The sequence below is a fragment of the Candidatus Zixiibacteriota bacterium genome (genome assembly GCA_040756055.1).
Classification (GTDB): Bacteria; Zixibacteria; MSB-5A5; order GN15; family FEB-12.
In genome coordinates this window covers 688059-712119 of sequence record JBFLZR010000002.1, presented here as the reverse complement: position 1 = coordinate 712119, position 24061 = coordinate 688059, and the positions used below count along the sequence as shown (strand labels likewise).

20 protein-coding genes are annotated in these 24061 nt (G+C 52.4%); 6 read left to right on the top strand and 14 right to left on the bottom strand.

Going from position 1 to position 24061, the window contains the following annotated elements:
* From AB1483_06365 to AB1483_06355, 3 genes are all read right to left on the bottom strand, one after another.
* Positions 1 to 3481 (bottom strand): DUF6531 domain-containing protein (locus AB1483_06365; GenBank protein MEW6412085.1); only part of this gene is annotated, 3481 nt, incomplete at its 3' end.
* A gap of 887 nt (positions 3482 to 4368) precedes the next feature.
* A complete protein-coding gene (locus AB1483_06360) occupies positions 4369 to 6792 on the bottom strand; it encodes a penicillin acylase family protein (GenBank protein MEW6412084.1) in 2424 nt (807 codons plus the stop codon).
* A 12-nt stretch (positions 6793 to 6804) separates the two neighbouring features.
* Complete coding sequence (locus AB1483_06355) at positions 6805 to 7188, bottom strand: hypothetical protein (protein MEW6412083.1); 384 nt, start codon at positions 7186 to 7188, stop codon at positions 6805 to 6807.
* Between the two features lie 527 nt (positions 7189 to 7715).
* On the opposite strand from AB1483_06355, the gene AB1483_06350 reads away from it, so the two are divergent.
* Together AB1483_06350 and AB1483_06345 are read left to right on the top strand one after the other, a co-directional pair.
* Positions 7716 to 9329: a transglutaminase domain-containing protein gene (locus AB1483_06350; protein ID MEW6412082.1), complete on the top strand. Its 1614-nt coding sequence runs from the start codon at positions 7716 to 7718 to the stop codon at positions 9327 to 9329.
* Positions 9330 to 9355: 26 nt separating this feature from the next.
* Positions 9356 to 10231, top strand: coding sequence for a 5'-methylthioadenosine/S-adenosylhomocysteine nucleosidase (locus tag AB1483_06345; GenBank protein ID MEW6412081.1), 876 nt, complete (start codon positions 9356 to 9358; stop codon positions 10229 to 10231).
* A 497-nt stretch (positions 10232 to 10728) separates the two neighbouring features.
* Here AB1483_06345 and AB1483_06340 read toward each other — a convergent pair whose 3' ends face one another.
* The 3 genes from AB1483_06340 to AB1483_06330 form a co-directional block, all read right to left on the bottom strand.
* Complete coding sequence (locus AB1483_06340; protein MEW6412080.1) at positions 10729 to 10965, bottom strand: hypothetical protein; 237 nt, start codon at positions 10963 to 10965, stop codon at positions 10729 to 10731.
* A gap of 74 nt (positions 10966 to 11039) precedes the next feature.
* A complete protein-coding gene (locus tag AB1483_06335; protein MEW6412079.1) occupies positions 11040 to 11630 on the bottom strand; it encodes a TlpA disulfide reductase family protein in 591 nt (196 codons plus the stop codon).
* Between the two features lie 222 nt (positions 11631 to 11852).
* Positions 11853 to 12584, bottom strand: a complete 732-nt coding sequence (locus tag AB1483_06330) for an SDR family oxidoreductase (GenBank protein ID MEW6412078.1) — start codon at positions 12582 to 12584, stop codon at positions 11853 to 11855.
* 302 nt (positions 12585 to 12886) lie between these two features.
* On the opposite strand from AB1483_06330, the gene AB1483_06325 reads away from it, so the two are divergent.
* Genes AB1483_06325 through AB1483_06315 form a run of 3 tightly spaced genes read left to right on the top strand, consistent with a single transcriptional unit; the run spans position 12887 to position 14160 of the window.
* Entirely contained in the window at positions 12887 to 13207 is a 321-nt protein-coding gene (locus tag AB1483_06325; protein ID MEW6412077.1) for a hypothetical protein, read from the top strand.
* The gene (locus AB1483_06320) at positions 13191 to 13727 is read left to right on the top strand and encodes a toxin-antitoxin system HicB family antitoxin (protein MEW6412076.1); all 537 of its coding nucleotides are present in this window, start codon (positions 13191 to 13193) and stop codon (positions 13725 to 13727) included. The genes AB1483_06325 and AB1483_06320 overlap by 17 nt, the downstream gene beginning before the upstream one ends.
* Positions 13696 to 14160: a protein-export chaperone SecB gene (locus AB1483_06315; GenBank protein MEW6412075.1), complete on the top strand. Its 465-nt coding sequence runs from the start codon at positions 13696 to 13698 to the stop codon at positions 14158 to 14160. Before AB1483_06320 ends, AB1483_06315 begins: the two co-directional genes overlap by 32 nt.
* Positions 14161 to 14259: 99 nt before the next feature.
* On the opposite strand, the gene AB1483_06310 is transcribed toward AB1483_06315, so the two are convergent.
* The 8 genes from AB1483_06310 to obgE form a co-directional block, all read right to left on the bottom strand.
* Positions 14260 to 14406: a hypothetical protein gene (locus tag AB1483_06310; GenBank protein ID MEW6412074.1), complete on the bottom strand. Its 147-nt coding sequence runs from the start codon at positions 14404 to 14406 to the stop codon at positions 14260 to 14262.
* 580 nt (positions 14407 to 14986) lie between these two features.
* Entirely contained in the window at positions 14987 to 17224 is a 2238-nt protein-coding gene (locus AB1483_06305) for a sigma 54-interacting transcriptional regulator (GenBank protein ID MEW6412073.1), read from the bottom strand.
* A gap of 26 nt (positions 17225 to 17250) precedes the next feature.
* Positions 17251 to 17580 carry a hypothetical protein gene (locus tag AB1483_06300; GenBank protein MEW6412072.1) on the bottom strand — a complete coding sequence of 110 codons (330 nt, stop codon included), beginning with the start codon at positions 17578 to 17580 and terminating at the stop codon, positions 17251 to 17253.
* A gap of 306 nt (positions 17581 to 17886) precedes the next feature.
* On the bottom strand, positions 17887 to 18951 hold the full coding sequence (locus AB1483_06295) for a bifunctional phosphoglucose/phosphomannose isomerase (GenBank protein ID MEW6412071.1): 1065 nt from the start codon (positions 18949 to 18951) through the stop codon (positions 17887 to 17889).
* Positions 18952 to 18955: 4 nt separating this feature from the next.
* Complete coding sequence (gene ptsP, locus AB1483_06290; GenBank protein MEW6412070.1) at positions 18956 to 20719, bottom strand: phosphoenolpyruvate--protein phosphotransferase; 1764 nt, start codon at positions 20717 to 20719, stop codon at positions 18956 to 18958.
* A gap of 78 nt (positions 20720 to 20797) precedes the next feature.
* A complete protein-coding gene (locus AB1483_06285; GenBank protein MEW6412069.1) occupies positions 20798 to 21067 on the bottom strand; it encodes an HPr family phosphocarrier protein in 270 nt (89 codons plus the stop codon).
* Positions 21064 to 22182, bottom strand: coding sequence for a DNA-processing protein DprA (gene dprA, locus AB1483_06280; GenBank protein ID MEW6412068.1), 1119 nt, complete (start codon positions 22180 to 22182; stop codon positions 21064 to 21066). Before dprA ends, AB1483_06285 begins: the two co-directional genes overlap by 4 nt.
* On the bottom strand, positions 22163 to 23146 hold the full coding sequence (obgE, locus tag AB1483_06275; GenBank protein MEW6412067.1) for a GTPase ObgE: 984 nt from the start codon (positions 23144 to 23146) through the stop codon (positions 22163 to 22165). The genes dprA and obgE overlap by 20 nt, the downstream gene beginning before the upstream one ends.
* A gap of 246 nt (positions 23147 to 23392) precedes the next feature.
* Between obgE and AB1483_06270 the strand changes: the two genes are divergently transcribed.
* Positions 23393 to 24016: a CDP-alcohol phosphatidyltransferase family protein gene (locus AB1483_06270; GenBank protein MEW6412066.1), complete on the top strand. Its 624-nt coding sequence runs from the start codon at positions 23393 to 23395 to the stop codon at positions 24014 to 24016.
* The last annotated feature ends 45 nt before the right edge of the window (positions 24017 to 24061 follow it).

Sequence of the window (24061 nt, the reverse complement as noted above, 5' to 3'; positions counted from 1 at the left end):
CCCGGCGCGACCGGCTGTCGTATTCATACTCAGCCACCGCCCCCTCGTCAATACTCAAAAGCCTGCCCGAATAATCCCACTGATACGTCCGGGGGAGACCACCCAGATTACTGCTGGTCAGATTACCCAAAGCGTCATAGCCAAAACTAGCCGTTTCAGTCCCGGTCAGTCCAGTCAGACGATTGTTTGTGTACTCATAGGTGGTGGTGTTGATTCCAACCGTCTTGGTCTCCCGGTTTCCGTTGCCATGATACGTGAAACCAATACTCCCGCCCGGATACGATTGGCTGGCGGCGGAGGTTAACTGGTCCAGATCATCATAGCCGAACGTCCGGCTGCGGCTGTTATCGAGATTGTCTGTTATGCCGGTAATGTTGCCAACCGCATCGTGAGCATACGTCCGGTTTAGAACCGCAGGGTTACTGGTTAGAATATCATGGGCCAGATACCGCACGTCATAATTGATCGTTCCGCTAATACCGTTGCCGAAATACCACGATGTAGGTCCGCCGAACGGCTCATACTGTATCTGCGTGGCCAGTACCTGATTAATATCGCCGAACACCCACCTGACCTCCGACACCCGCCGGGCGGCGTCACGATTGTAAATTACCTGATGCCCAACGTGGTGGGTCAGCACCGAGATATCACCGTTCATATCATAATCGTACGATGTTATGTATTCGAGATTGTCGATATTCATCAGTTCCTGATCCAGACGGCCTAGCAAATCATAACGGTAACCGAGCGAACAGATACTGTTAATCTCCCAGCAGAGCCTGCCTTTACCAAAATACTCGGGCTGGTCATAAACATAGCTGACGTTTTGAGACGGATCGGCATACTCGACTAGCGTCAGGCGGTTCAAAGCATCATAATGGTATACTGTCGTCTCGTTCTTGGCGTTCAGTTTTGAAACACAGTTACCCGCTGCATCATACGTATACTTTGTGAGTCCGGTAACCGAGGAGTTCTCCTCCAGTAACAAACCCCGGTCGTCATAGACAAACGAAAACGTATTTCCCTCAGCGTCGATCAGAGTGGTCAGATTGTTGTCGGCATCATAGAAAAACTGTGTAATCAGACTGTCGAGCCCATCCATCTGAATGGCGCTGTCCAATCGGTTCAGTTCGTCATAAACGTAGTAGGTATAATGTCCATTAGCATCCCGGACCGACAAACGGTTACCCATCTCGTCGTACTCGTATTCGGTATAGGTCAAATCCGGATTGGTTATTCTCTCCAGCAGCCCATCCTCGTTGTAGAAATAGTTTTCGTACTTCCTCACCACATCCAGATTGTTTTTTATCTCCATGTGGGTCAGATCGGAATTGGTGTCGTACCCATATACCAGTTGATCGCCGGCGCTGTTCGTCACACTGGTGAGCCAGTTGTGGTTGTCGTATTCGTAATCGATTGTATTGCCTTCGGGAAAAGTGATAAGATCAATATCCCCGTTGTAATTGCGGTCGAAAGTCGTAATCGTGCTGTCGTCGGTTTCCGAGGCCAAGATGACCTTCGACGGCCGGTTGCGGCCGTCATATTCATATCGTTTTATCATCCCGTTGGCGTCCTTGACCCAGGTGCGGTTACCCATTTCATCGCGCAGCCCGTATTCCGTGGTATCACCGTTAGCTTTGACAACGTACCGGAGATCACCATTGGAGTAGTAGTCGAACTCGAAGATATCCGAGACATCCGTCCTCGGTCCGTTGATTGTCTCCACCTGACCAAATTCATTGTACGAATACGATGTAATATACTCATAGCTCTCGGTGGCCGATTTCCAACCGAACTCAGTGTAGTACTGCAGGTTACCGTTGTCGTCGTAATCGTATCTGATTGTATCACCGCTGGCGGGATTAGCGATGCTGGTGGAGTATTCTTTTGTGGGAAGGTTGTAGACGTCATGATATTCAAAGAACGTCGTCTGCGCCAGCGAAGTGTTGGCCGCGCGGGTGTAGGACAGCATGTTCCCACGCACGTCATAGCTGAGGGTGTCCTCGACACCGTTGGCGTAGATGATCCTTCTGCGATTTCCCCCGCCATCATATTCGTATGCCACTGCGCAACTGGGACAGTCGGGATCGGTCACGTCAACCAAAATTCGCCTGTCACCGTCATTAGAAAACATGGAATGAAAGACCGAACTTTTATTTCGGTTCGGGTAACTCACGTTTGTTTCGAAGAGTACCGGACACGTGTCGCAAAAGCGTATGTACGTGAGATCTGCCCTGTCGATGTCGTCGTTCCCATAGGTAGATGTCGCCCGGCCATCAGGGTCGTATCCATAGTAATGTCCGACCCCGGCCGAATTCGAAATGGCGTGAATGTATCCGCCGTCCCCAATATCACCAGCATAGGTATATCCCTCCCAACTTCCATCGGGGTACGTAGCCCGTTCAAGCACCCAGTCTTCATCGTCGTAGTCATAAGATACCAAAAGTTCATCCAAATCGGATCGGATCTCCGATAGCTTCGTCCCAGCGTAGACGAAATTAAGACTTCTGCCAGACGCATCGGTTACGCTGGTCAGAAACCCGCCTTCATAATTCAAGTCAAGACGGTTGCCGTTGCGATCCTCGATGTAATCGAGTTGCCTCTCAGTGTCGAACCAGTATTTGGTGTCGTCGGGCTTCACGAGATAGTAAACGCCCGCCGTCTGCTCGAACTCGAGTCTGTCCAAAACTCCCAGAGGCGATTCATACCAGTAATCGCCCATAGCCGGTTTGTTCCGGAAGGAAAGCTGCCGTCCCGATCCTTCTCGTACGTTCACTCGGCTGCTGTCTGACGATATCCAGATCGAATAGTCGTAGGAATGCCTCCAACCACGGCCCAGGGCCGTGGTAAAAGCATCCATGCTGTTATAATGTCTCACGAAACGCAGGCTTGGCCCCCGGTCGGAGGGTATAGTTACATCGACCGCCTCAGTATACACATTGCCGTTCAGCGCGTTTATTGGATGCCCTATTGCCTCGGTACACAGGGGCTTTCCGTACTCGTCTTCCTTCGCGAGAGGAACATCGGTGGGCTCCGGCGATATCTCCGGAACCGATATCCAGGTGGTGTCAGACGTACAACCGCAGTATCCGTTATTAAGGTACTGCCACGCTTCCCACCAAAATCCTATCTGCCCGTCAGGACACTGAAGTAGTCTTGAAAACTTGCCTGTACATTCATGACACCCTAGCTCTAGCACATGACAACTCACCACCTCGCCATAACCATCAGTGGCATTTAGTACAGCTACAAAGCCGCCAAACGGAAATTCCTTCTGTCCCCTCGCGCTTATTGAAAAACAGAACGCAACTAATCCGGTGCTTGGGTCTACGCCGATGACCTCGGCACTATAGTCTACAACAATGGGCATACACGTCGAATCACATTCAATACCTCCATAGCACTCTTGGCACAGCCCCTCTGTCGATGTCATCATCCCAATCACGACGGCTATGATAAGGTACAGCGCGAAATTCCGCATCACTCCTCCCTTTGATTGGTTAAAACATTTCACGGGTAATTCCTCCCTCATTTGTCGTTAATGTGCACTCATTCGACGTCGGGTCCATCCGGGCAAGCAGACAAGACCCAATCGCTCACTAAAAGACGTTTCACCAGTCGTCTTGTCAAGTTGACCTTTGTCACAAATCTCCCCGCGGCTACTCCTCCCGCTGCCCTCTGTACAAAACCAATCCCCTTCAAACCTCCCCAATCATATACCATATTATCGGTATTTGAGAGCCACAAATCAAGCCCCACCGCGGCTTGTCGCAGATCCTATCCACCTGTGCAATTTCGCCACAAAATCCATGGTCAATGCATTGACGTCCGAGTAAATATGAAGCGGAATATTCTCAGAGACCATAAATCGAATACTTTGTGCATCCAAACGGCATTGATGACAGGCAGTAAATGTCTACCGGAAAATAGGTTAGAAGGGAAAAACGCGTTTTGGGGTCCCATGAAAAATAGCGAAACAAAGCCAATTCTGGATTACCCGGTGAATCTGAAGATTCACCGGGGACAAAGTAAGCGTAGGGCAGGAGCCTTCTTAGACTCCTGCCACCTCGCGACTCTGCTGTTAACCTGACCGCGTCCGGGTGGCAGGCTCAAACTCGTTTGGGCCTGACAAAGCAAAACGCATCCGTAGGCGTTTGATTTATCAAACGCGACACGACATCACGCCTCTTTCCCCCTCGGCCTCCGGGAGAGGGGCGGGGTGAGGGCACCATACAAAAACAACGAAACGAACCCAAATCATGATAATGACATGGGTGAAAAACGATTACGGAGGATTTGTTCGTGCAGATGAAGACATCTGCCTCGCACAAAACTGCTAGGTGTGGGGTACCGAAGCCAAATTCCCGGTCAGGCTTCAGGTTCCAGATTAAGAATGCTGGCGGAGGATGCGGTGACTTTGTCGCGGGTGAACGGGACGGTCCAGTACTCGTTGGCCCTCCACAAAGGATAAAAATCGCGGAAATGATCACTCATCGGATTACCCGAATTGCCGGCCGGCAACACCATCTGCGCCGCGTCCACATCGGCGAAATCCACCACGAACCGCCAGCTCGGACCGGCCATAGTCTCAAACTTGTCATCGGCGGCCTGACGATAAAACGACGCGCGAAGCGTACCCGGGCTACCGGGCCAGGGCTCCGGGCCGATCGTAAGACCCATCAGTCCGCTGAGCACGGGAATCATCGACAACGGATGCTGCATCTCGAGAGACTGCATCTGCCCCCACACTTTGCCGTCAGTCACCTTCAGCGCCTCTTTCATAGCCGCCATCGCGATATTGTCATAAGATTCTATGACGCTGTCGGTCGATACATCATCGAACCACCCGGCGCTGTCCACCTGCGCGATACATTCGATCCACCGGTCAGGCACCTGCGAAGCCAGCCCGCCGAGCTCATCGGTAAAAGTGATCGTCTTAAGACGCGCGCGGTAAACATTGAGGATAGCCGCCTGACGCGACTGAAGACCGCAGTAGCCATCCCACTCGCGGACCGAATCGGCTATCGCCGGCTGATCCATCAGATCGAGTATCCGGGCGGCATCATCGGTGAAACGCAGCCAGTATCTGTCGTTGATATCGCTCTGGAACGCGCGCATGTCATCCACCGTGAACTTGTCCTTACTGCCGAGCAATTCGAAGATGCTGAGTATCCGGTTGGTGAAGAAATGTCCGCGGATATTGTCGCCGCGCTCGGGAAGATTGTTGCACGACGCCAGCCATCCGCGCGATGGGTTGAAAGCGTGCGGGGTGGCATCAAGATCGAGATACCCGTTCCAGCCATCGGAGTTCTCGTCTCGAATAGGTACCGGTGTTGTCAACTGGTAGCCGATATTCCCGTTGATGTCCGCGTAATGCATGTTGGCGTCGAGCGCCCCGAGATTGGTCACCACCCGGCGGAACCGGTCGAAGCCGCGGACGGAGTGCAGTTCGAACCCCGACGATACGGCCTGATTCATATCAGTATCGAACCCAGCCCAGTGGAAAGCGTAGGTCGTGCCGCGGTCGCCGATATCATCAACCACGATACCATAGCGGCAGGTTTTGAAACTCAGGGAGTCGATTTTGTCGCTGTCGCTGTACACGATGGAATCAGCAATCGTTTCGAACTTTACCCACTGGTCGCCATCGCGATATTCATCGGCATTGCTCGGGTTGACCTCAATCTCGCGGTAGTCGATAACATCGATCCCCCCGGCGGTGAACGCCCATGCCGCGCGTCCGTTGTGGCCCATCACGAAAAACGGAAGTCCCGGTGTGGTGACACCGAGAACATCGAGCGAGTCAGCCGAGGCGTGCACTCCGGCGACATACCAGAACTGCGGGAGGCGTGTCAGTTCCAGGTGCGGATCCGACGCCAGCATGGCGTGTCCGCTGGCGCTTTTAGGCGGTGCGACCACCCAAGCGTTCGATGAATGAGTCATTTGCATCGGGATCTCAAAATTGCGGAAAAGCTCTCCTGCCACCGCGCGTTGAAATGGCTCGTACACGCTCGTATATCCGCCGCTTTGGTACGTATGTTCACTTCGCTTAAGAATAGAGCCAAAGGCGCGGTATATTGATGGTCTGCTATCGGGGGAGTGCATCCCAAGTCTGGTGTCGTCCGGCACGGTTGTAGGCGCCCAGTCGGGGTAGGGGAAGACGAGGCTTTGCGCCCGGTCGTGCCCGATTTTTTGTTCAAGCTCGATATAGAACTCATCGCGGTTCATCAGGGCATTGGAAAACCATGTCTGAAAACTCAACAGGGCAAGACAGTCCTCAATTGTCCAGTCTTCAAATGTCACGGGAAGAAACCGGTATTCGAAGGGAAGCGCCTTTGCGTGCGTCTTGTAGGCGTTGACTCCATCGGTATACGCCCCAAGACGCGCCCGATTTTCTTCGGAGAGTGTTGTCAGCGCTTTTGCGGCACTACGGTAGTGACCGATCCGTCGCTGGAAAATATCGATATCGCGGGTGATATCGCCGAGCATTTGTGACAATCGTCCTTTAGCGATTCGTCGGGAGAGATCCATCTGGAACATCCGGTCGGCGGCGTGCTGGTATCCCAGCGCGAAATACGCATCGGTTTCAGACTCGGCCCAGATTTGACAGATGCCCATTTTATCGAACGTGATCTCGACCGGATGCTCGACGCCCATGGTCTTGATCGTGCCGCCGGTGGATGGCACGGATAGTTTCACCAGAACATAGAACGATACTGCCACGCCGATAGCCAGTCCGACGATGGACATGACGGCGAAGGAGAGAATTTTACGTGTTTTCGATCTGGCCATACTGCTCCCGGTCTATCCGTTTTCGGGTTTGTCTTTCGAGGTTATAAGGCTGAATATTATAACGGCGAGGAAGGCCAGTATGAAGGCGGGTACAAGTTCGTACACGATAGCCTTCAACGCCTCGACATTGCGCCATATGATTGTCACGATAGCGCCGGTGAGCATGCCGGCGGCCGCCCCGTAAAGATAGGCCTCGCCGACCAGCCCGAGCATCACCCATCCCGACTCGGCCGAGGCGGCCGAAGAAAGGGATGCCGCCCAGGGACCCAGCTCACGGTTGGCCAGTACGAAGTCATCGGCCGTTTTCTTTCGAAGCTTTGTCGAATCAAGCCCGAACGCCACTATGCCGGCACTGTAAATTATAAAGGAAACAGTGAGGGCTAAGTTGGATTCCACCGATCACTCCTTTCGGATTCGTTATCCTGGTAAAGAATACTTTTCGAGACCGGTATCAAGGTAAAATCTGATAGCTACGAATCAACTACTTTATTTTTTGCTTGTGGCAGAGAACAATTTCTCTTGACATTTCATGGATAATGTAGTATACTCTGCTCGAGTGCTTAGTACTCCAATCCTCATAACATACCCTTCTCGCCACGAATAAAGAGATCTAGGTAGATCCTGCGCCAGTCTTTGGCGCAGGATTTGTTTAGGCATCTGTTTGACCTCACACAAAAGATATTAACGGATTCATCCGCCCGTAGCACCCGAAGGGACATACAATACAAAAAATGTCCCGTCAAATGCCCTTTACCGGATGGGAGGATACCGGCCCCGGAATCTGCGCTCCGGGGCCGGTCGCTTTAGCTTGACAATCCCGCCGGGATTGCCGCTATTTGTCCCCTATGGGACCATATTTCCCCCTCAATAGAAAGAACCCTTTCGGTCAAACAAGATTTATCCATAGGAGTTAGGAGGCTGCAATGTCAATAGCGCGAAGCCTTGGCCTGTTTTTGCTGGCGGTCTGTATTCTGGCCCAGACGACCACCGCCACTCCGGGCGACACTGTCAGTTCCTTCGCGACACCGGGGAGTTGTCCGCAGGGGCTTACGTTCGATGGAAAGTATCTCTGGAATGTCGATCGCCTGACTGATTTGATTTACAAGGTTGACCCTCAAAACGGGGCGGTTGTCGATTCTCTGGATGCTCCCGGATATATACCGAGAGGTTTGACCTGGGATGGTAAGTGGCTGTGGATAGTGGATGCCGGCGAAGAACTGATATTCGCGATTGACCCGAAAACACGGATTGTCGAGAGGACTATCTATTGCCCGGTGTCAAAGCCGTACGGTCTGGCCTGGGATGGTAAGTATCTGTGGATTGCCGATGATGCCGACAATATGCTTCACCAGATCAGCCCCGAAGACGGCACTACTATTGTCTCTATTCCGGCGCCATCGCCAAACCCCTGGGGTCTGACTTTTGACGGCAAATATCTGTGGGTTTCTGACCGCTTCAAGGACATGATTTACATGGTCACGCCTGACAGGGGGGATGTAATCATCTGCTTCGCCTCGCCCGGCCCCCACAGTTGCGGTCTGGCGTGGGATGGCTTAAACCTGTGGAATGTTGACTATCAGACGGATCGTATCTACAAGCTGGTTGTAAACGACGGTGTCAAGTTCGCGCGACTCGAAGAGAAACACGAGAAGGTGGAATATATCCATCAGGTCAGAAATTACGGTCCCGGAATGGTTAAGACGCTCGATGTTTACCTCGCGGTGCCACATGATATGAATAACCAGGAGCTGATTGGTGAAGTCACGTTCAATCCCCAGCCGATGGATTTTCTTACGGATAAATGGGGGCAGAAGGTGGCCCATTTCCGATTTACGGATTTGCCGGCACTGGAGTTCACCGATGTCCGCATGAATGTCGAGGCAAAGCTCTACCAGAACCGCTATTTCGTCTTTCCCGATAAGGTGGGGACGCTGAGAGACATACCCAAGGAAATCACCGACAAGTATCTCGTGAATGACACGAAATTCTCTTTCGATAATCCGGTTATTCAGAAGGGTATCAAGGCCGCCGTGGGTGATGAGACCAATCCGTACTGGATCGGGCGCAAGATCTACGATTACGTGATCGATCATGTGGAGTACGAATTGGTGGGAGGATGGAATATCGCTCCGACCGTTCTTGACCGTGGAACCGGTTCATGCTCGGAATACAGTTTTGTTTATATTGCCATGTGCCGGGCAGCGGGGCTGCCGGCCAGGTATGTCGGGTCGGTGGTTATTCGCGGCGATGATGCTTCGTACGATGATGTGTACCATCGATGGGTAGAGATTTACCTGCCCAACTATGGATGGATCCCGGTGGATCCGTCGGGTGGCGACTCAAAATGGCCGGCCGATCGCGCCAACAGTTTCGGATATCTGAACAACCGTTATCTGATTACCACCTCGGGCGGGGGAGGTTCGGAATATCTCGAATGGAGCTACAACGCCAATGAACGATGGACCACGCAGGGACGGGCGAAGGTTTCGACGGAGGGATTCGCCGAGTGGACACCCGTAGCAGCCTCAGATAAATAGCCTGTGTTTTCATCGGAGGTAACTGAATGCATCGCCTTAGAAAGACATACGCGGTCGCGGTGACTCGCCTGCTGTTGGTGTCAGTACTGTGCTGTTTGCTGGCTGTTACGGTCTCATGTCGCAAGCAGATGGACCCTCAGTCGCAGCCGATTCTGGTGCTATATGCCTTCAATTATGAGGGGGAACTGATAAGGAACCAGATGTCGGTCGATACTACCGAAACGCTTTTGAATCGCGCCGTGTCGGTTGGAACCGTTGGTGGCAAGAACATAGTCCTGGCAGAGCTTGGTATCGGCATGACCAATGCCGCTATGACGACCCAGAAGATGCTGGACTATTATCGGCCAAAGGCAGTGGTCCTGACCGGTATTGCGGGAGCGATAGACAGTTCGGTGCATATTGGGGACATTACAGTCTGCGGAGAGTGGGTGCAGCATGATTACGGGTATATCGGCCCGACCGGATTCGAGCCGCGGGGTCTGCCGGTCTGGATGCCGGGCGAAGACAGTGTAAGGCGGATTGACAGATTCGAGGTGGATAGTGTCATGCTGGCGTCGGCGTTGAAGTTGAGTCATGAAGAACTCCCGGTAGCCTCAATTGGCGACCGCAAGCCGCGGCTGTTGGTTGGTGGGGTTGGCGTGACCGGCAACGTGTTTGTGGATAGCCGGGAGAAACGTCTTTGGCTGAGTAACCACTTTTCCGCGGTGGTAACCGATATGGAGTCGGCGGCGGTAGCTCAGGTGTGCGCCGTGAATGAGGTTCCGTATATAATCTTCAGGTCAGCCTCGGACCTTGCCGGAGGTTCCGGTTCCGCGACCGCTGCGGTGGAGATCGAGGAGTTTTTCAAGGTAGCCGCCGACAATTCGTCATCGGTAGTTCTCAAATTTCTTGAAAAACTGTGATCCAAAAAATCAGGCCCCTGAAAGGGGCCTGTCTGACTCATAACCGTTGTCTGGGGGCTGCAGCGTTTGATTACTGATCAGCCGATAGGATCAGTCTGGAGTACATTCTCTTGGCGGAGGGAGACAATAACTAACCACGAGGTTGCAGTCACAGAGACCGTCGATCCGGGGACACTCGCCCCACCAGAGTACTCCGTCGCAATTGTTAACTTTAGTGCAGCATTCCTTCGGAACGGCCGCAACTGGGGCATTCATTGAGACGATAAGGCAAAACGTGAAAACAAGCACGAATAATGCGGGCAGCAGGACAGACAGTTTTCGCAACATATTAACATCTCCTTTCATTTTCGTTCGTGTCAGCAGGCAGTCACCGGGTCTTTAGCCAACCAAGTTCTGGGTGGAGCTCAGTCGATTACTTTGATTCCCGGCGCTGGTTGGAATGTGTCTCGCCAAGTTGAGGCTCTTGGTCCGGCGGGATGTGTGAATGAGAGACCTTGCTAGTCAATATCGCACTCCAGCGGCGGGCCTGGCGGACAGTAGTCCACAACAACATCGCAACGACAGACTTTGTCTATCCTTGGGCAACAGCCCTGATACACAATACCGTCGCAGACGTTGACCACATAACAGCACAACGGCTCGGCCTCGGCCGGTGAATGCATCTGCACCACAAGGCAGAAAGCGAATACCAGCACAAAGAGGGCTGGAAGCACCAAAGAAAGTTTACGCGCCATAAAATCACCTCCCTTCGTTGGTCTTGAATGTGTGTTTAACTCCAGACTTCCGATGTCAGAGTCAGTTCTTACCATTAATCGCGATTGCAATCCATTACATCTTCGATCTCGCTATCGGTGAGATGTCCGGCGATAAGTTTCTCAACAACACCATCTCCGTTGACTATCAGGCTGGTCGGAGTCAGATAGTTGTTGAAAAATCTCATTACGTACTCACCGTTCTCGTGCAGAACGGGACACTTAAGCCCGTATTCCCGTTTAAACGAGATCAGATCATCAACGTCGCTGAGCGATATCACTATAAAGCCGGCGAAATCAACGCTGTCGCGGGCAAGTGAGGCGATCTGCTCGGCTTGGGTCATGCATCCCTGACAATTTGAAGACATAAACGATACGACCGTCTTCCGTCTGAGAAGCTCTGACAGTCGAACGGTATTACCGCTTACATCTTTGAATTCGTCTTCCGGGAGTTTTTCGCCGATGATAGTGCGGTTGGCGTTGGCAAGTTGCTGTTCACTGTCCTTGTCGCGTTGCTGAAGATACTCGCGTTCCGCGCGATATTGTGCAATATACTGGCCGGCCTCGCCACCCAGCACGTAGGCGAGACCAATCGTAATTGCTATGACTGTGACGGACACGATGACTAACTTAAGTCCACGTAACATGAACAACCCTCCGCGTTTGTATGAATTCCCTCCCGCCAGGATGTGAGGTGATTGAGGTTGGCAGGTTCGATGCCGACTCGTGTTGGACCGCGATATCAGTGGTGAGGTTTGATGATCGCAGACAAACGAAGATTTATGTATCTAATATAAAAATGCACGCGCGCTGAACCGGAATCAAGAGAAATGTTTTCCATGTTACCGGGAGAGGACACGCGGATGTGTCTATTTGCGAGTAATAAGGGGTCTTATGTCCGCCATCGAGGTAAAGGCGTTCTCATTCTGTTTGGCGAGGAACAACACCGCCTCGGCGACTTCATCGACAGTCAATCTTACTGTGGCGCTGCGATGCGCGCTCTTCTTGCTTGATCTGCCCGACCCGAAACTCGTATCGGTGGAGGAGGGAGCGAGAACGGAGATCTTTATGTTATCGTTGCGGACTTCGCCGGCGACAGCCTCGCTGAAAGCGTTCAGGGCCGCTTTTGATGCCGAATAAACCGCCAGGCCGGGCATCCCGATTCGGCCGGCGCCCGACGAAATGTTGATAATGTGTCCGAAATCCTGCTTGAGCATCCGGGGGAGAAGCATCTTGAAGGAGTAGAAAACCGCCTTGAGGTTGGTATCCATCGTCAGGTCGTAGTCTTCTTCGGTGGTATCCAGCAGGTTTTTGCGCGCGCCGACCCCGGCGTTGTTGATGAACACATCGATCACGCCGTGTCTTTTGTAGGCGGCATCGATTATTTTCTTCATGCCCGAGGCTCTGGTGATATCGGCTATTACAGTGCTGACATGGGATCTTGGCAGGGGCAGGGATTTGGCGACCTTTTGAAGGCGCTCTTTATCCCGTCCGCACAGAACCAGCTTGGGGTGTTCGGCGGCAAAAACGCGGGCGATACCCTCGCCGATTCCCCGCGAAGCCCCCGTTATGACTACGACTTTATCCTTTAGTGAGCGCATTGTAAATGGCCGTTTTCCTACTTCTGAATATACAAAGATACTTCTCGCAAGTAAAATCGTCCGCACTTAGAATGGCTCAACGTAACCCATTGCGGGGTAATGCGTTGTCATCTAAACACATTGTTGGCTCAGTATTTGATTGAGAGGCAGGCTCTTAAGCACAGCAAAAAAACTACAACTTCGGAGTAAAATGTTTTCCGGCATAATTTTATAAACTTTATCATTGACGGCTGCGTATTAATGATACTATATTTAGTATCATACTAAATATAGTACCTCCGAATGACGATAAAGGTAGCAACTTGAGCAAGTTTGAAAACTTAAGGGCGAGGCTGAAGGAGTTTGACTCGATAAACATGCCCGAAATGAAACTTGCTCCAATTGAAAAGTTTATGTTCGAAGAACTTGGTGTGGAGAGGCTTAAACTGACTGGCGGAAGCAGCATAAAATATCAACATAAGATATTGAAAAGGCTGGGGCGCGATGGACTTTTTACAGTACACAAAAGTCACAAGAAGCGTGAAATAATATCGCGATTTGATTACAGGAAATATCTAAGGCCGCGATTGTTGGAGATAATTGACTTAATGGAAATGGAGGATGCCTGTGGTAACGCAAAATAAGGATCTAGAATACTACCTTAAGCTCGACTACGATGTGTTAGTTGCTAGGGTGGAAGACGACGGCGAAGTCATGTATCGCGCATACTGTCGTGAACTGGATCAGGTTGCGTTCTACGGAGTAGGTGCGACTAAAAAGGAAGCTCTGGAGAGCTTTGAGCTAGTCAGGCGAGAGCTTGTTCCTTACTACTTTGAGAACAAGATCCCAATACCTGAACCCGAAAGGGAAGATGTGGCAATGCCAAGCGGGAGGTTCGTGTTCCGTACTTCCCCCGCGACGCATCTGCAGCTCATTAAACTTGCCAAGAAAAACAACCAGAGTCTTAATTCGTTTGTTAATGCTGTAATGGAGCGCTTTTGCGGGTGGGATGATTACGGAAGAGCAGTTGAAGCAGTGCTCCCAAGTACGGCCTCCGTAAAGGGCTACGGAGAGCGCACGTGCGAACAGCCTTGGATTATTGACATAAACAAGCAAGGTGGTCAAGATAACTATGCCGAAAGCAAAGAAGCAGTCAGCGCTTAGGCGAAGCGCTGAAGAAGTTACCATTACGCCGACCCAATACGGCGAGATTCTAAAGTGCGTTGATCTTCGAGACATTTATTTGAAGGAGATCAAATCTACTCTGTATTCTAGGGAGCTAACAGGTAGGGCTTCCCTTAAATTCGACGAGTCGGCGAATGTGCTTAGTGTTGCCGAAAACGTGGCGACAATAGAGGTTTCTTACAATCTCAAGGCGAAGTGTGGGCGGAACCGCCTGTTTACATCACGAATAAAATATGCAGTTCTTTTTGACTGTAAGGGTGACATACCAGACGGCTTCTTTGAGTTATATAACAAACATAGTCTGCCGCTACAGACTTTCCCGTATCTAAGGGAGTGTGTAAACTCTATGATCTCAAGGATGGGGCTCCCGCCTTTGATCCTGCCGCTGAGGAAATTCTTGGTTGGTGACTAGTATGTGACTTGACGGCCTATTGAAAGGCAAAGAACGTAGCAGGCAGATACGAGGGGCTCAGTTCCCAAGGAGGGGCGGGCTCCTCTCGTATTTCAGACGTTACTGGGCGTCCTCCACCATCTTTTTCTTATCCGGCATGAGTTTATTGAGAACTCCGCTCGAGCGAAGGACAACATAGACTATGGCGATAGCGGCCAGGCCGCCCAGAATAAAAGCTACCCAATAATACCATTTCATATCTCGCATATCATTTGCCTCCTTTGCCTGGTAATGCTGGAAATGTCCCTACTTATACTTTATACGGTCGAAGTTGCGGATTGTCAATGGCGGTCTGGATAGAAGGCCTGTGATTGGAATCGGCGGGATCGAAGACCGGGGTTTGCGGGGAAGCCCAAAAGAATACCGCCCGAAGTCCCCTCGACTGCGGGCGGCAACACCAAAGAGAAAAGAAATCCCAAACAAACAACAGCATTTTGGGAGTAAAAATGACAAATCTAAGATTAGCAACCATTATGCCGTGACGTTTGGCGGCTCAAAACTGGTTGTTAAGTGTTTTGATGGCAGAATGTTACAGAATCGTTTAATCGGGGCTAATTTCTTGTCAGCTCGGAATTTCGTACATCCGTACGAACTTGAGCGCAAATAAAAACGGTAAGCACCTGAAAAGCAGATGCTTACCGCTAACCAAGGAGTATGATAACGAATCGTAAATCAGTACGATGAAACTCAACTTTCCCGCGTGGGCTTCTCCGGTTGAGCTGTCCGGAGAATGAGGGTCCTGTGATGCGAGAAGCTTAAGCCTCACCATACCGGTGGGACTCTCTAACTAATTAGCCCCTCCCAAGCTGATGCCGTAGCGTTTCAGTTTCGTGCGGACGGTGGCCTCGTGAATCCCCAACAGACGGGCCGCCTCCGATTTGTTCCCTTGAGCCGCAAGCAGGGCCTCGAGAATGATTTTTCGTTCAAACTCTTCGACCCTGTCAAAAAGCGAATTGTTGGTCGCCGGCACGGTCGTTTCAAAAATCGATCGGGTCAGTTCGACCATGTCCCCTTCCGCAACCATCTGGGCCATTACCCCCAGACGTTTGACTTTATTGAACAGTTCGCGGGTATTTCCGGGCCAGTCGTGTTCAATGAACTGGCGGGCCAGTTCGGCCGGTGGCGACTGGTGTTCCATTAACAGTCCGCAGTTTTTCATGAACAGCTTCAGAAGGACGGGAATATCTTCTTTGCGATGCCGCAATGCCGGGATTTCGAAAGCGATTCCGCTGAGCCGGTAGTAAAGGTCACGGCGGAACAGTCCTTTCTCGACCATCTGCTCAAGCTTCTTGTTGGTGGCGGCCACGATCTTGATGTCGAGGTCCACCGATGTTGTCGAACCGAGCGGAATCACCCGTCGATTCTCAAGAACGCCAAGCAGCTTGGTCTGAAGTGTCAACGGCATATCCCCGATCTCGTCAAGGAACAGCACGCCGCCGTTTGCCGCTACGAACAGACCCTGCTTGTTCTGCTCCGCTCCGGTGAAGGCGCCGCGATGGTAACCGAAGAGTTCGGATTCCAAGAGCGTTTCGGGAAGCGAAGCGCAGTTGATAGCCACGAACGGTCCTTCGGGACGAGAGATCTTCTGGAAATACCTGGCGAGATGATCCTTGCCCACGCCGGTCTCACCCGTCAGGAGAATCGGCAGATCCGAATTGATGATCAACGGTAATTGGCTCTTGAATCTCAGGATTTCCGGGCACTTGGTGATATAGTCGTAATCCTGAATATCGACACAAGGAGTGTCGGGGCTGTTTTGAGGGCGATGTGGCAACTGCGAGTCGATTTCGTCGATCAATCTTTCGGTATCCCGTTGTTTCTGGGCCAGGTTCATACGCGCGTAAATCTCTTCCGCCCTGAACAGATAAGTCATCCGCTGGCGGGGAGAAAACAGGTGTGATTTGCCGGCTACCACCAGGGCCTCGGCCTTTTCGAAGCGAACGTTGGCATCGCTCAGAAGTTCGATAGCTCTGGCGTAGAGCTTACGGGCTTCCGCTTTGCGCTTCTTTGTTTCGGCCAGAACAGCTTTAATCCGGCACAGGACACCCAGTTCAAGATTGTTGTCGGCTTTTTCCATGACGACCCACGCAAGCGCGGAGTAACGTTCGGCGCGGGTATGTTCATCGACACGGAGCGCCAGTTCGGCGAGATGACGAAGTACCCGGCCTTCGAGCGTGCCGTTGGGGGCAACCTTGCGGGCCAGCGCCCGGGCCTGCCTGAGAATCTCGCGGGATTCTTCGTATTGACCCATGCGGTAGCGCAGTTCGCCCAGGTAGGTCAGGTAAATGGTTTCGTCACGTTCACTCCGAGCCTCGATCACCATCGGATAAGCGGTTTCGAGCGCCTTCTCGGCCTTCTCGTACTGAGCTTTCTGAATATAGATATATCCGAGATGGATATAGGCACGGGCAACCTCGAGCGTGTCGCCCAGGTCGCTGGAAAGTTCGATATTAAGTCTTATATTTCTCTCGGCCTCTTCGAAGTCGCCGATAAAGGTGTAGATACGGCCGACGTTACCCATCATGTACGCCAGCTTCTTCTTATCGTCGAGGTGACGGGCCAGCTCGATGGCGTCGATCAGGACGGCGAGAGAATTGCTGTAGTCCGATTGTCTGTAGAACAGTCCGGCGAGTTGGTTGAGCGCCCGGCTCTGTCCATCAGCACAATCATTCCGTCGGAATATGGACTCAGCATCGCGAAAAGCCTTTTCAGCTTCTTTGTACTCACTTATGTCACGCAAAATACCGCCGATTGTCAGGAAAATCTCGGCCAGCAGCAGGCTGTCTCCCTCCTGAGCCGCTGCATGCTGCGCCGTACGGGCGGTTTTAAGAGCAACCGAAAAGTGAGAAAGCGAAGCATAGGCTTTGGCAGCCATATGGATTACCCGTGACGCGTCAGAGCCGCCGATCCGCTCAAGTTCACTACGATTCGACTCGTAGTACCTGACTGCATCGTCCGGCTTCTTTCGGTCAATCAGGGAAGCCATATAGCTTTCCATTGAGTGACAAATTCCTACGCTTTTCATAGCTTCATCCTCACTATCGCCTGCAGTTATTTAACAGATACCTGTCTTGCGCGGTTATTATAAACGACCCCATCATCGGTGCGTTGATAGAGATCGTCGGCGCGTCGGCTCCTGTCAAAAAGCGATCTGAGTTTGTCGTAGGAAATGGTCTGATAGACCATTATGTCGATGGCAAAAACACCCGAGGCTGTGATTTCGCTGCCACAGTTGGTGTGGCGGTACTGCCCCGGTTCGCCCGACTGTTCACCACCCCAGGTGTGATCATCGGGATCTTCAATGTCAGCGGAAAACGCGGCGCCCCATGCAAATGCAAACAGCGCCAGCATCAACGCCAGAATGGTTAATAGGCGTTTCATGGAAGACTCCTTGGTTAAAGGTTCTTATAGGCGTATGTCTCTACTCTTCTCTATGGTGTATGGCGGAGGGTACCAGCGGGTGTGTGAATTTGGATATGCTACGCATCCCAACTGTGCTTAAGTATAACCGATAATTTAAGTTGTGTCAACAGGTTTCTAGAAATTCGGCTGGCCGGCGGCCGGGCCCCAGAGCTCCAGAAATTCAGGGTGGTGCGGGCCTATCTTGCTCAGGGACAAGAAAAAGCCCGCCTGTCAAAGGCGGGCAAAGGCATCTTTGGGGTGCGGCCCGGACAAAAATGTTCAATTTCAGGTCAGTTTATTTTTCAGAGCGGCGATAACTTTTACCGGCGATGGATCGATATCGTTGAGTACCGCCAGGTAGTAAGAAGCAAAATCGCCCAGTTGAATGAGGCTGAACATTCTCGTCAGGGGGGAATTTCCCCTCGATGAGACGTCAATAACCTCGACCTTGTGTTCGCCAATCAATTCTTTGACTATATCCATGCGTTTAGCGACCTGAGGGTGGTCATCTTTATCCCGAAGCTGCAGGACCACGAGGTATTCCCTGAACGGTTTGACGGTTTCGGACCATCCCACGAGCTCATTGTGGTTGAATTCGGGATACTGATTGGCGAAGGCGAGGTTTTTGGCGTTCTCGCAAAATTGCCCCTTCCATCGAACCGCAACCACGCTGGTAAGGGTCGGTCCGCCATACACAATGGCGATCCTGCCCTGTATTTTTTCTGCCAGCCGTTTGGCAAGATTGGATTCGGTCGGAGTGTCTTCGATATAGTCTTCGCGATACTTTTTGAGTTCACTGATTACGTTTTCGATGTCTCCGGCGACATTTTTGATCAGGCCAATGGCCTCCAGGAATACCAAGAGCGGTACGAACGAGTATCCGAGCGCCGCGCGGGGCTGAAGTCCCGAAGGCACGATAGCGAGGGGGAAGTCGTTCAGCCTGGCTACATCGGACAGAACTCCTCCGGTGGTGATGCCGGCCACCATAGCTTTGCGGTTGAGAGCGTCGTCGAGCGCCGAAAGAGTTTCCTCGGTGTTACCGCTGTATGAGGACACGATAACGAGCGTTTCGTCATCGACATATTCCGGCAGGGTGTAATTGCGGCAGATTTCGAAGGGCACGAGCAACATGGGCGAAAGAAGCGACCTGACCAAATCACCGCCGATGGCGGAGCCGCCCATGCCGATGACAACGATGTTTTTTATATCCGCAAAGTCGCCGCGATTAAACTTCCAGGACCTGGCGATTTTGAGCGCCTCGGCCATCTGCTCGGGCAAATCAAAAATGGCGTTATACATGTTGTCGGGATCCACCGATCGTACTTTTTCTATGTCATCGAGAATCGACAAAGTATCACTTCCTTTTTCTAAATGTTGTTTTCTTTTCGAGTTCCGTTCGATAGTTGTGCAGCATCGTTACCACCTGCTGTTGTGAGTCGCTGGTGAGCACCGATGACAGAAGATGCCGGGCCAGCGATGAATCGACTTTCCTGACGAGCCGGCACAGGTCGAATATCCTGGCCGGGTTCATCGACAACAGATCAACATCCATGCCGATAAACAGCGGCAGAGCCGTGAGGTCACCGGCGAGTTCACCGCAGATGGATACCGGCTTGTTGTTTTGTTTGGCGGCCTCAACCGTCATCATGACCAGTCTGAGCACCGAGGGATGAAAGGCGCTGTAGAGGTTGGCGACGCGGCTGTTCATCCGGTCCGCCGCCAGCGCGTATTGCGTGAGATCGTTGGTGCCTATCGATAGAAAGTCGGCCTTCTTCGCCAGCGTGTCGGCTGTCATGGCCGCCGATGGTACCTCGACCATGATGCCCACCTCGATATTCTCATCGAAAGGAATTTTCTCCTTGCGAAGCTTGAATTTAGCCTGCGAGATGAGTTTTTTCGCCTGTTCCAGCTCCGAAACATCGGTTATCATCGGCAGCAGAATCTTCACATTTCCCAGCGTAGAGGCCCGAAGCATCGCCCTGATCTGGGTTTTAAAGACATCGGTCATTTCAAGCATGGCGCGCATCCCGCGCCATCCCAGCGCCGGGTTGTCTTCCTGGAGCCAGGCGTTATCGGCGATCAGTTTGTCATAGCCGAGATCGAATGTTCTCAGGACGACATAAGTTTTGGCGTACTTCTGAGCGATCTGATAGTAATATTCATACTGAGTGTCCTCGTCGGGGAAATCATAATGAGCCAGGTAAAGAAACTCGGTACGGTACAGGCCGACCGGTATTTTCTGTTCGGAGAGAATGTCATCGGCCGGTCCGCGAAGAGTCAGGTTGGCGCCGACATTGACCACCTTGCCATCGGCAGTTACCGGCGGCACAGGGGTGAGCTTGCGTATCCTTGTGATGGCGGCGGGTCCCTGGCGTTTGCGGCGTTTCTGGTACTCGGTCCAGTCAGCCTCGGAAGGGGTGACGATTATTTCGCCGGAGGTTCCGTCAATGATCAGGTCGGCGTTGTTTTCGATCTCAAGGTAAGCATCCCTGGCGAGCACCACGGGCAGGCGCAAGGCGCGACTGATAAGACCCATATGCGAGTTGGGGCCGCCTTCACCCACGATAAAGCCTATGGCCTTGCGCTGACGAAACGACAGCACATCACCGGGCGTCAACATCTTCGACACCAGAATAGTATTCGGCGAAAATTTGAGATCACATTTATCGCTGCCCTTGAGATGAGAAAGGACGCGCTGCGCCACCGCTTCGATATCGGTCGCCATCTGGCGCATATACTCGTCCGGAGAACTCTTCAAGGGAGCCGTGGTCTGTCTGACCAACTGATTATAGACAAAACCGGCGTTGCGTCGGCGGGTCCTGATTTCCTTTTTCACCTGTTCAAGAAACTGCTCGTCATCGGCTATCAGAAGCTGAGCATCGAATATTCTCGCCACCGGTCCGCCAAGCTTGCGTCCGGCCGATTCCAGAAGATCGTGAATCTCCGATTTGGTCGTCTCGACAGCCTTTTCCAGAGCCTCAATCTCGTCGTCGATGTGCGAAGATGTAATCCACACCTCGGTGATGTCCAGGTCGCCCGGAAGAATCACCCGGGCGTGTCCCAGGACTATGCCGCCCGAGATGGGGATTCCTTTAATGATTTTTCGCGTGGTGTTCATGTGGCGCTCTGTGCAAAAAAGGCTAATTCCTTATCAAAATAATGTAAATGTGGTTAAACGGGTAAGGCAAGTGCAATATCAGTCCATTTCGCCGAAGCCGGACTCGATCACTCTGAGGATTTCCTTCAGAGCCAGTTCTTCATCGCTGCCGTTGACCTCGACAATTACTTCGGACCCCTGCTCCGCCGCGAGCATCATTACACCCATGATAGACTTGGCGTTGACACGCAGCCCGTTCTTGGTAATGAAGACTTCGGATTCAAATTTCGAAGCCGCGGTTACCAGCATGGCAGACGGTCGGGCGTGAAGGCCCAGCTTGTTGACAATCGTGGTTGCTTTCTTAATCATACATACTCTTCGGAGAGAATGAATCTCTTGCCGGACAGTTCCCGGACTACGCCCTTAAGCTCCAGCGCGAGAAGAACCTCCATCAGGTCGGTAACCGGAAGCCGGAGGATTCGGCCCAGTTGGTCAATCTGCTGCGGACCCGTTGAAAACTGATCGACAATTTTCTTCTCGATGTCTGTCATATCGGGCAATTGCGTGAATTTCTTAGTTAAAACAACACCTTTCAGCCGCGGCAGTTCATCAAAAATATCATCAATCGAGGTCAAAAGCCGCGCGCCCTTTTTTATCAGGTCATTGGTGCCTTCGCTCATTTTCGAGCCCGGCTGACCGGGCACAGCGAACAACTCCCGTCCCTGACTCAGGGCCTGCTCCGAGGTAATCAGCGCGCCCGATTTGCGGCCGGCCTCAACCACCACGACACCATCGGAAAGTCCCGAGATGATTCGGTTTCTTTCGGGAAAGTGGGCGCGTTCGGGCGAGGTGCCGGGAAGATACTCGGAGACAACGGAGCCGGAGGTTTTTATCCTCTCGGCCAGCTTTTTGTTCGAAGGGGGATAGACGATATCAAGCGAACTTCCCCAGACTGCTACCGTTTTGCCGCCGGCGTCCAGCGCTCCCTTGTGAGCCGCAGCATCGACACCATCAGCCATCCCCGATACCACCGTAATCCCGGCTTCTGCAAGCGCTTTGGCGAGATTATAAGTGAAGATTTTCCCCTGCTCGGTGGGATGTCTGGTGCCGACAATAGCGATCGCGGGCGCTTCGAAATCAGTATCACCCTGCGTGAATAACACGGGGGGAAAATCCGCTTCGGGGATGTTCGTCAGGCGACGGGGGAAACCGTCTTCAGCGAACAAGCGTACGGTCCAGCCGAGTTGTATCACTCGAGCGGCCATCTGACGCGCCGATTCAGGATCATATTTGGTTTTGACTTCATCCGCCAGGGCGCGCGATATGCCGCTCACCTTTTCGAGCTTGCTGCGCGACGCCTTCAGCGCGGCCTGTGCCGAGCCGAACTCTTTGACGAGGCGATGGTATCGCCCGCGACCGATACCCGGAATGGACAGCAGGCCAATAATGTCCGCCAGATGCTTTTTAAGATCGCTGTTTGTCAAGTTCTCTCTCTATTGCCTCAAGGAAAACGTTTGCGTTGTGACGCGTGACTGCCGAGATATAAATATAGTCCGAAGGCAACTCGGCCGAAATATCTTTCAAGTCACTTTCGGTGAGGGTGTCAACTTTGGTGATGACGACCAGTGATGGCCTTTTCGCGAGCTGCTTGTCGAAATTCTTCAACTCCTGCCTGAGTATTTTCTGAGTCTCGACGATATCGAGCTCGTTGATATCGATCACGTAAATTATCAGCGCCGTGCGCTGGATGTGACGCAGAAATTGATGACCCAGCCCCTTGCCTTCGGAGGCTCCTTCAATGAGACCGGGGATGTCGGCCATTACGCACGATTTGAATTCGCGAAGGCGCACGATGCCGAGCTTTGGTGTCAGGGTCGTGAAAGGATAATCGGCTATCTTGGGACGGGCTTTGGAGAAGGCGGAGAGTATGGTGGACTTGCCGGCGTTGGGAAGCCCCACCAGGCCGACATCGGCCAGGAGTTTCAATTCAAGTGAGACCCGGCGTTCTTCGCCCGGGACACCATCCTGCGCCTTGCGCGGCGCCTGGTTTACCGGCGATTTGTAGAACGCATTTCCATGACCGCCTTTGCCGCCTTTGGCGATTACAAATTCGACTCCCGACTCATCCAGATCAAAGAGTACTTCGCCGGTATCGAGGTCCTTGATGATGGTCCCTACGGGCAGTTTCAGGATAGTATCCTGCCCGGACCTGCCCGTTTTGAGACTTCCGCTGCCCGGCTGGCCGTTTTCCGCCTTGTATTTTTTCTTGTAACGGAAATCGAGCAGGGTGCGAAGGTTTGGGTCGGCTACGGCGATGACGCTGCCCCCGTGACCGCCATCGCCACCGTCGGGGCCGCCCTTCGGGACATATTTCTCCGCGCGGAAAGCAATACATCCGTGACCGCCGTTGCCCGCCGCGACTTCGATTTCAACATAGTCGATAAACATCGCGGTCAATATTCTGCTAAAGCCAAAGAATGTCAATTAACGATTAATGTTCGGGCAATCTCAAACTGAAGCCGCCTGTCAGTGTGGTCGTGATGTCCCCTGCTCCCGGCCGAATTATCGGGATTGTGGTTAACGTTATGTCCTACAATGCCATTGATGCAGCTAATAATCCATTATGGGCGTTGACGGCCGCCTGAAAAGACCATATATTTGTCTGAAATTTTAAGACAAAAGGATTTGTAGCTCTTGCCGGGAATAAATCAGCGCAAAAGACAATTCTACGAGGAATCATCGCTCGTCCTGGGCCGCGCCTGCGTGAAGATGGGCCTTCGGCCGAATTTCATCACGGCTGTCTCGCTCGTCTGCGCGATTGTCTCAGGGATATACTTCTGGAAAGACCAGATGCTCTGGGGCGTGTTCTGGATGATTCTAACTTCCTTCACGGATATGCTCGATGGTTCCACCGCGCGGGCCGGCAACATGGGCACGGTGTTCGGCGGTATCCTCGATCACGTGTCCGATCGCTACGGCGAGTTTTTCATTCTGGCCGGTATCACTATGTCGGGCGCGGTTCACCCCGGGTGGGGACTGTTCGCGCTGTTCGGCATGCTTATCGCCAGCTACACCCGCGCGGCGGCCGAGTCGATGGGAAAAATGGAAAACTGCGCGGTGGGTATTATGGGACGGCTGGAGAAGTTTATTCTCATTATCGCCGGCTCGATTGTTGAGCACTTTCTTCCCACCGGCACCTGGCCGCGCGGCGGATGGCTGGAGTTCGCGCTTATTATCGTCGGCGTGACATCGGTCATCACCGCCGTTCAACGTCTGGTCTATACCCACAAAATTCTCGGCGACAAAAAGGAAGTCTGACCGGCGATGCCTGTTTCTTACGCGATGGCGCAGCATCAGCAAAAC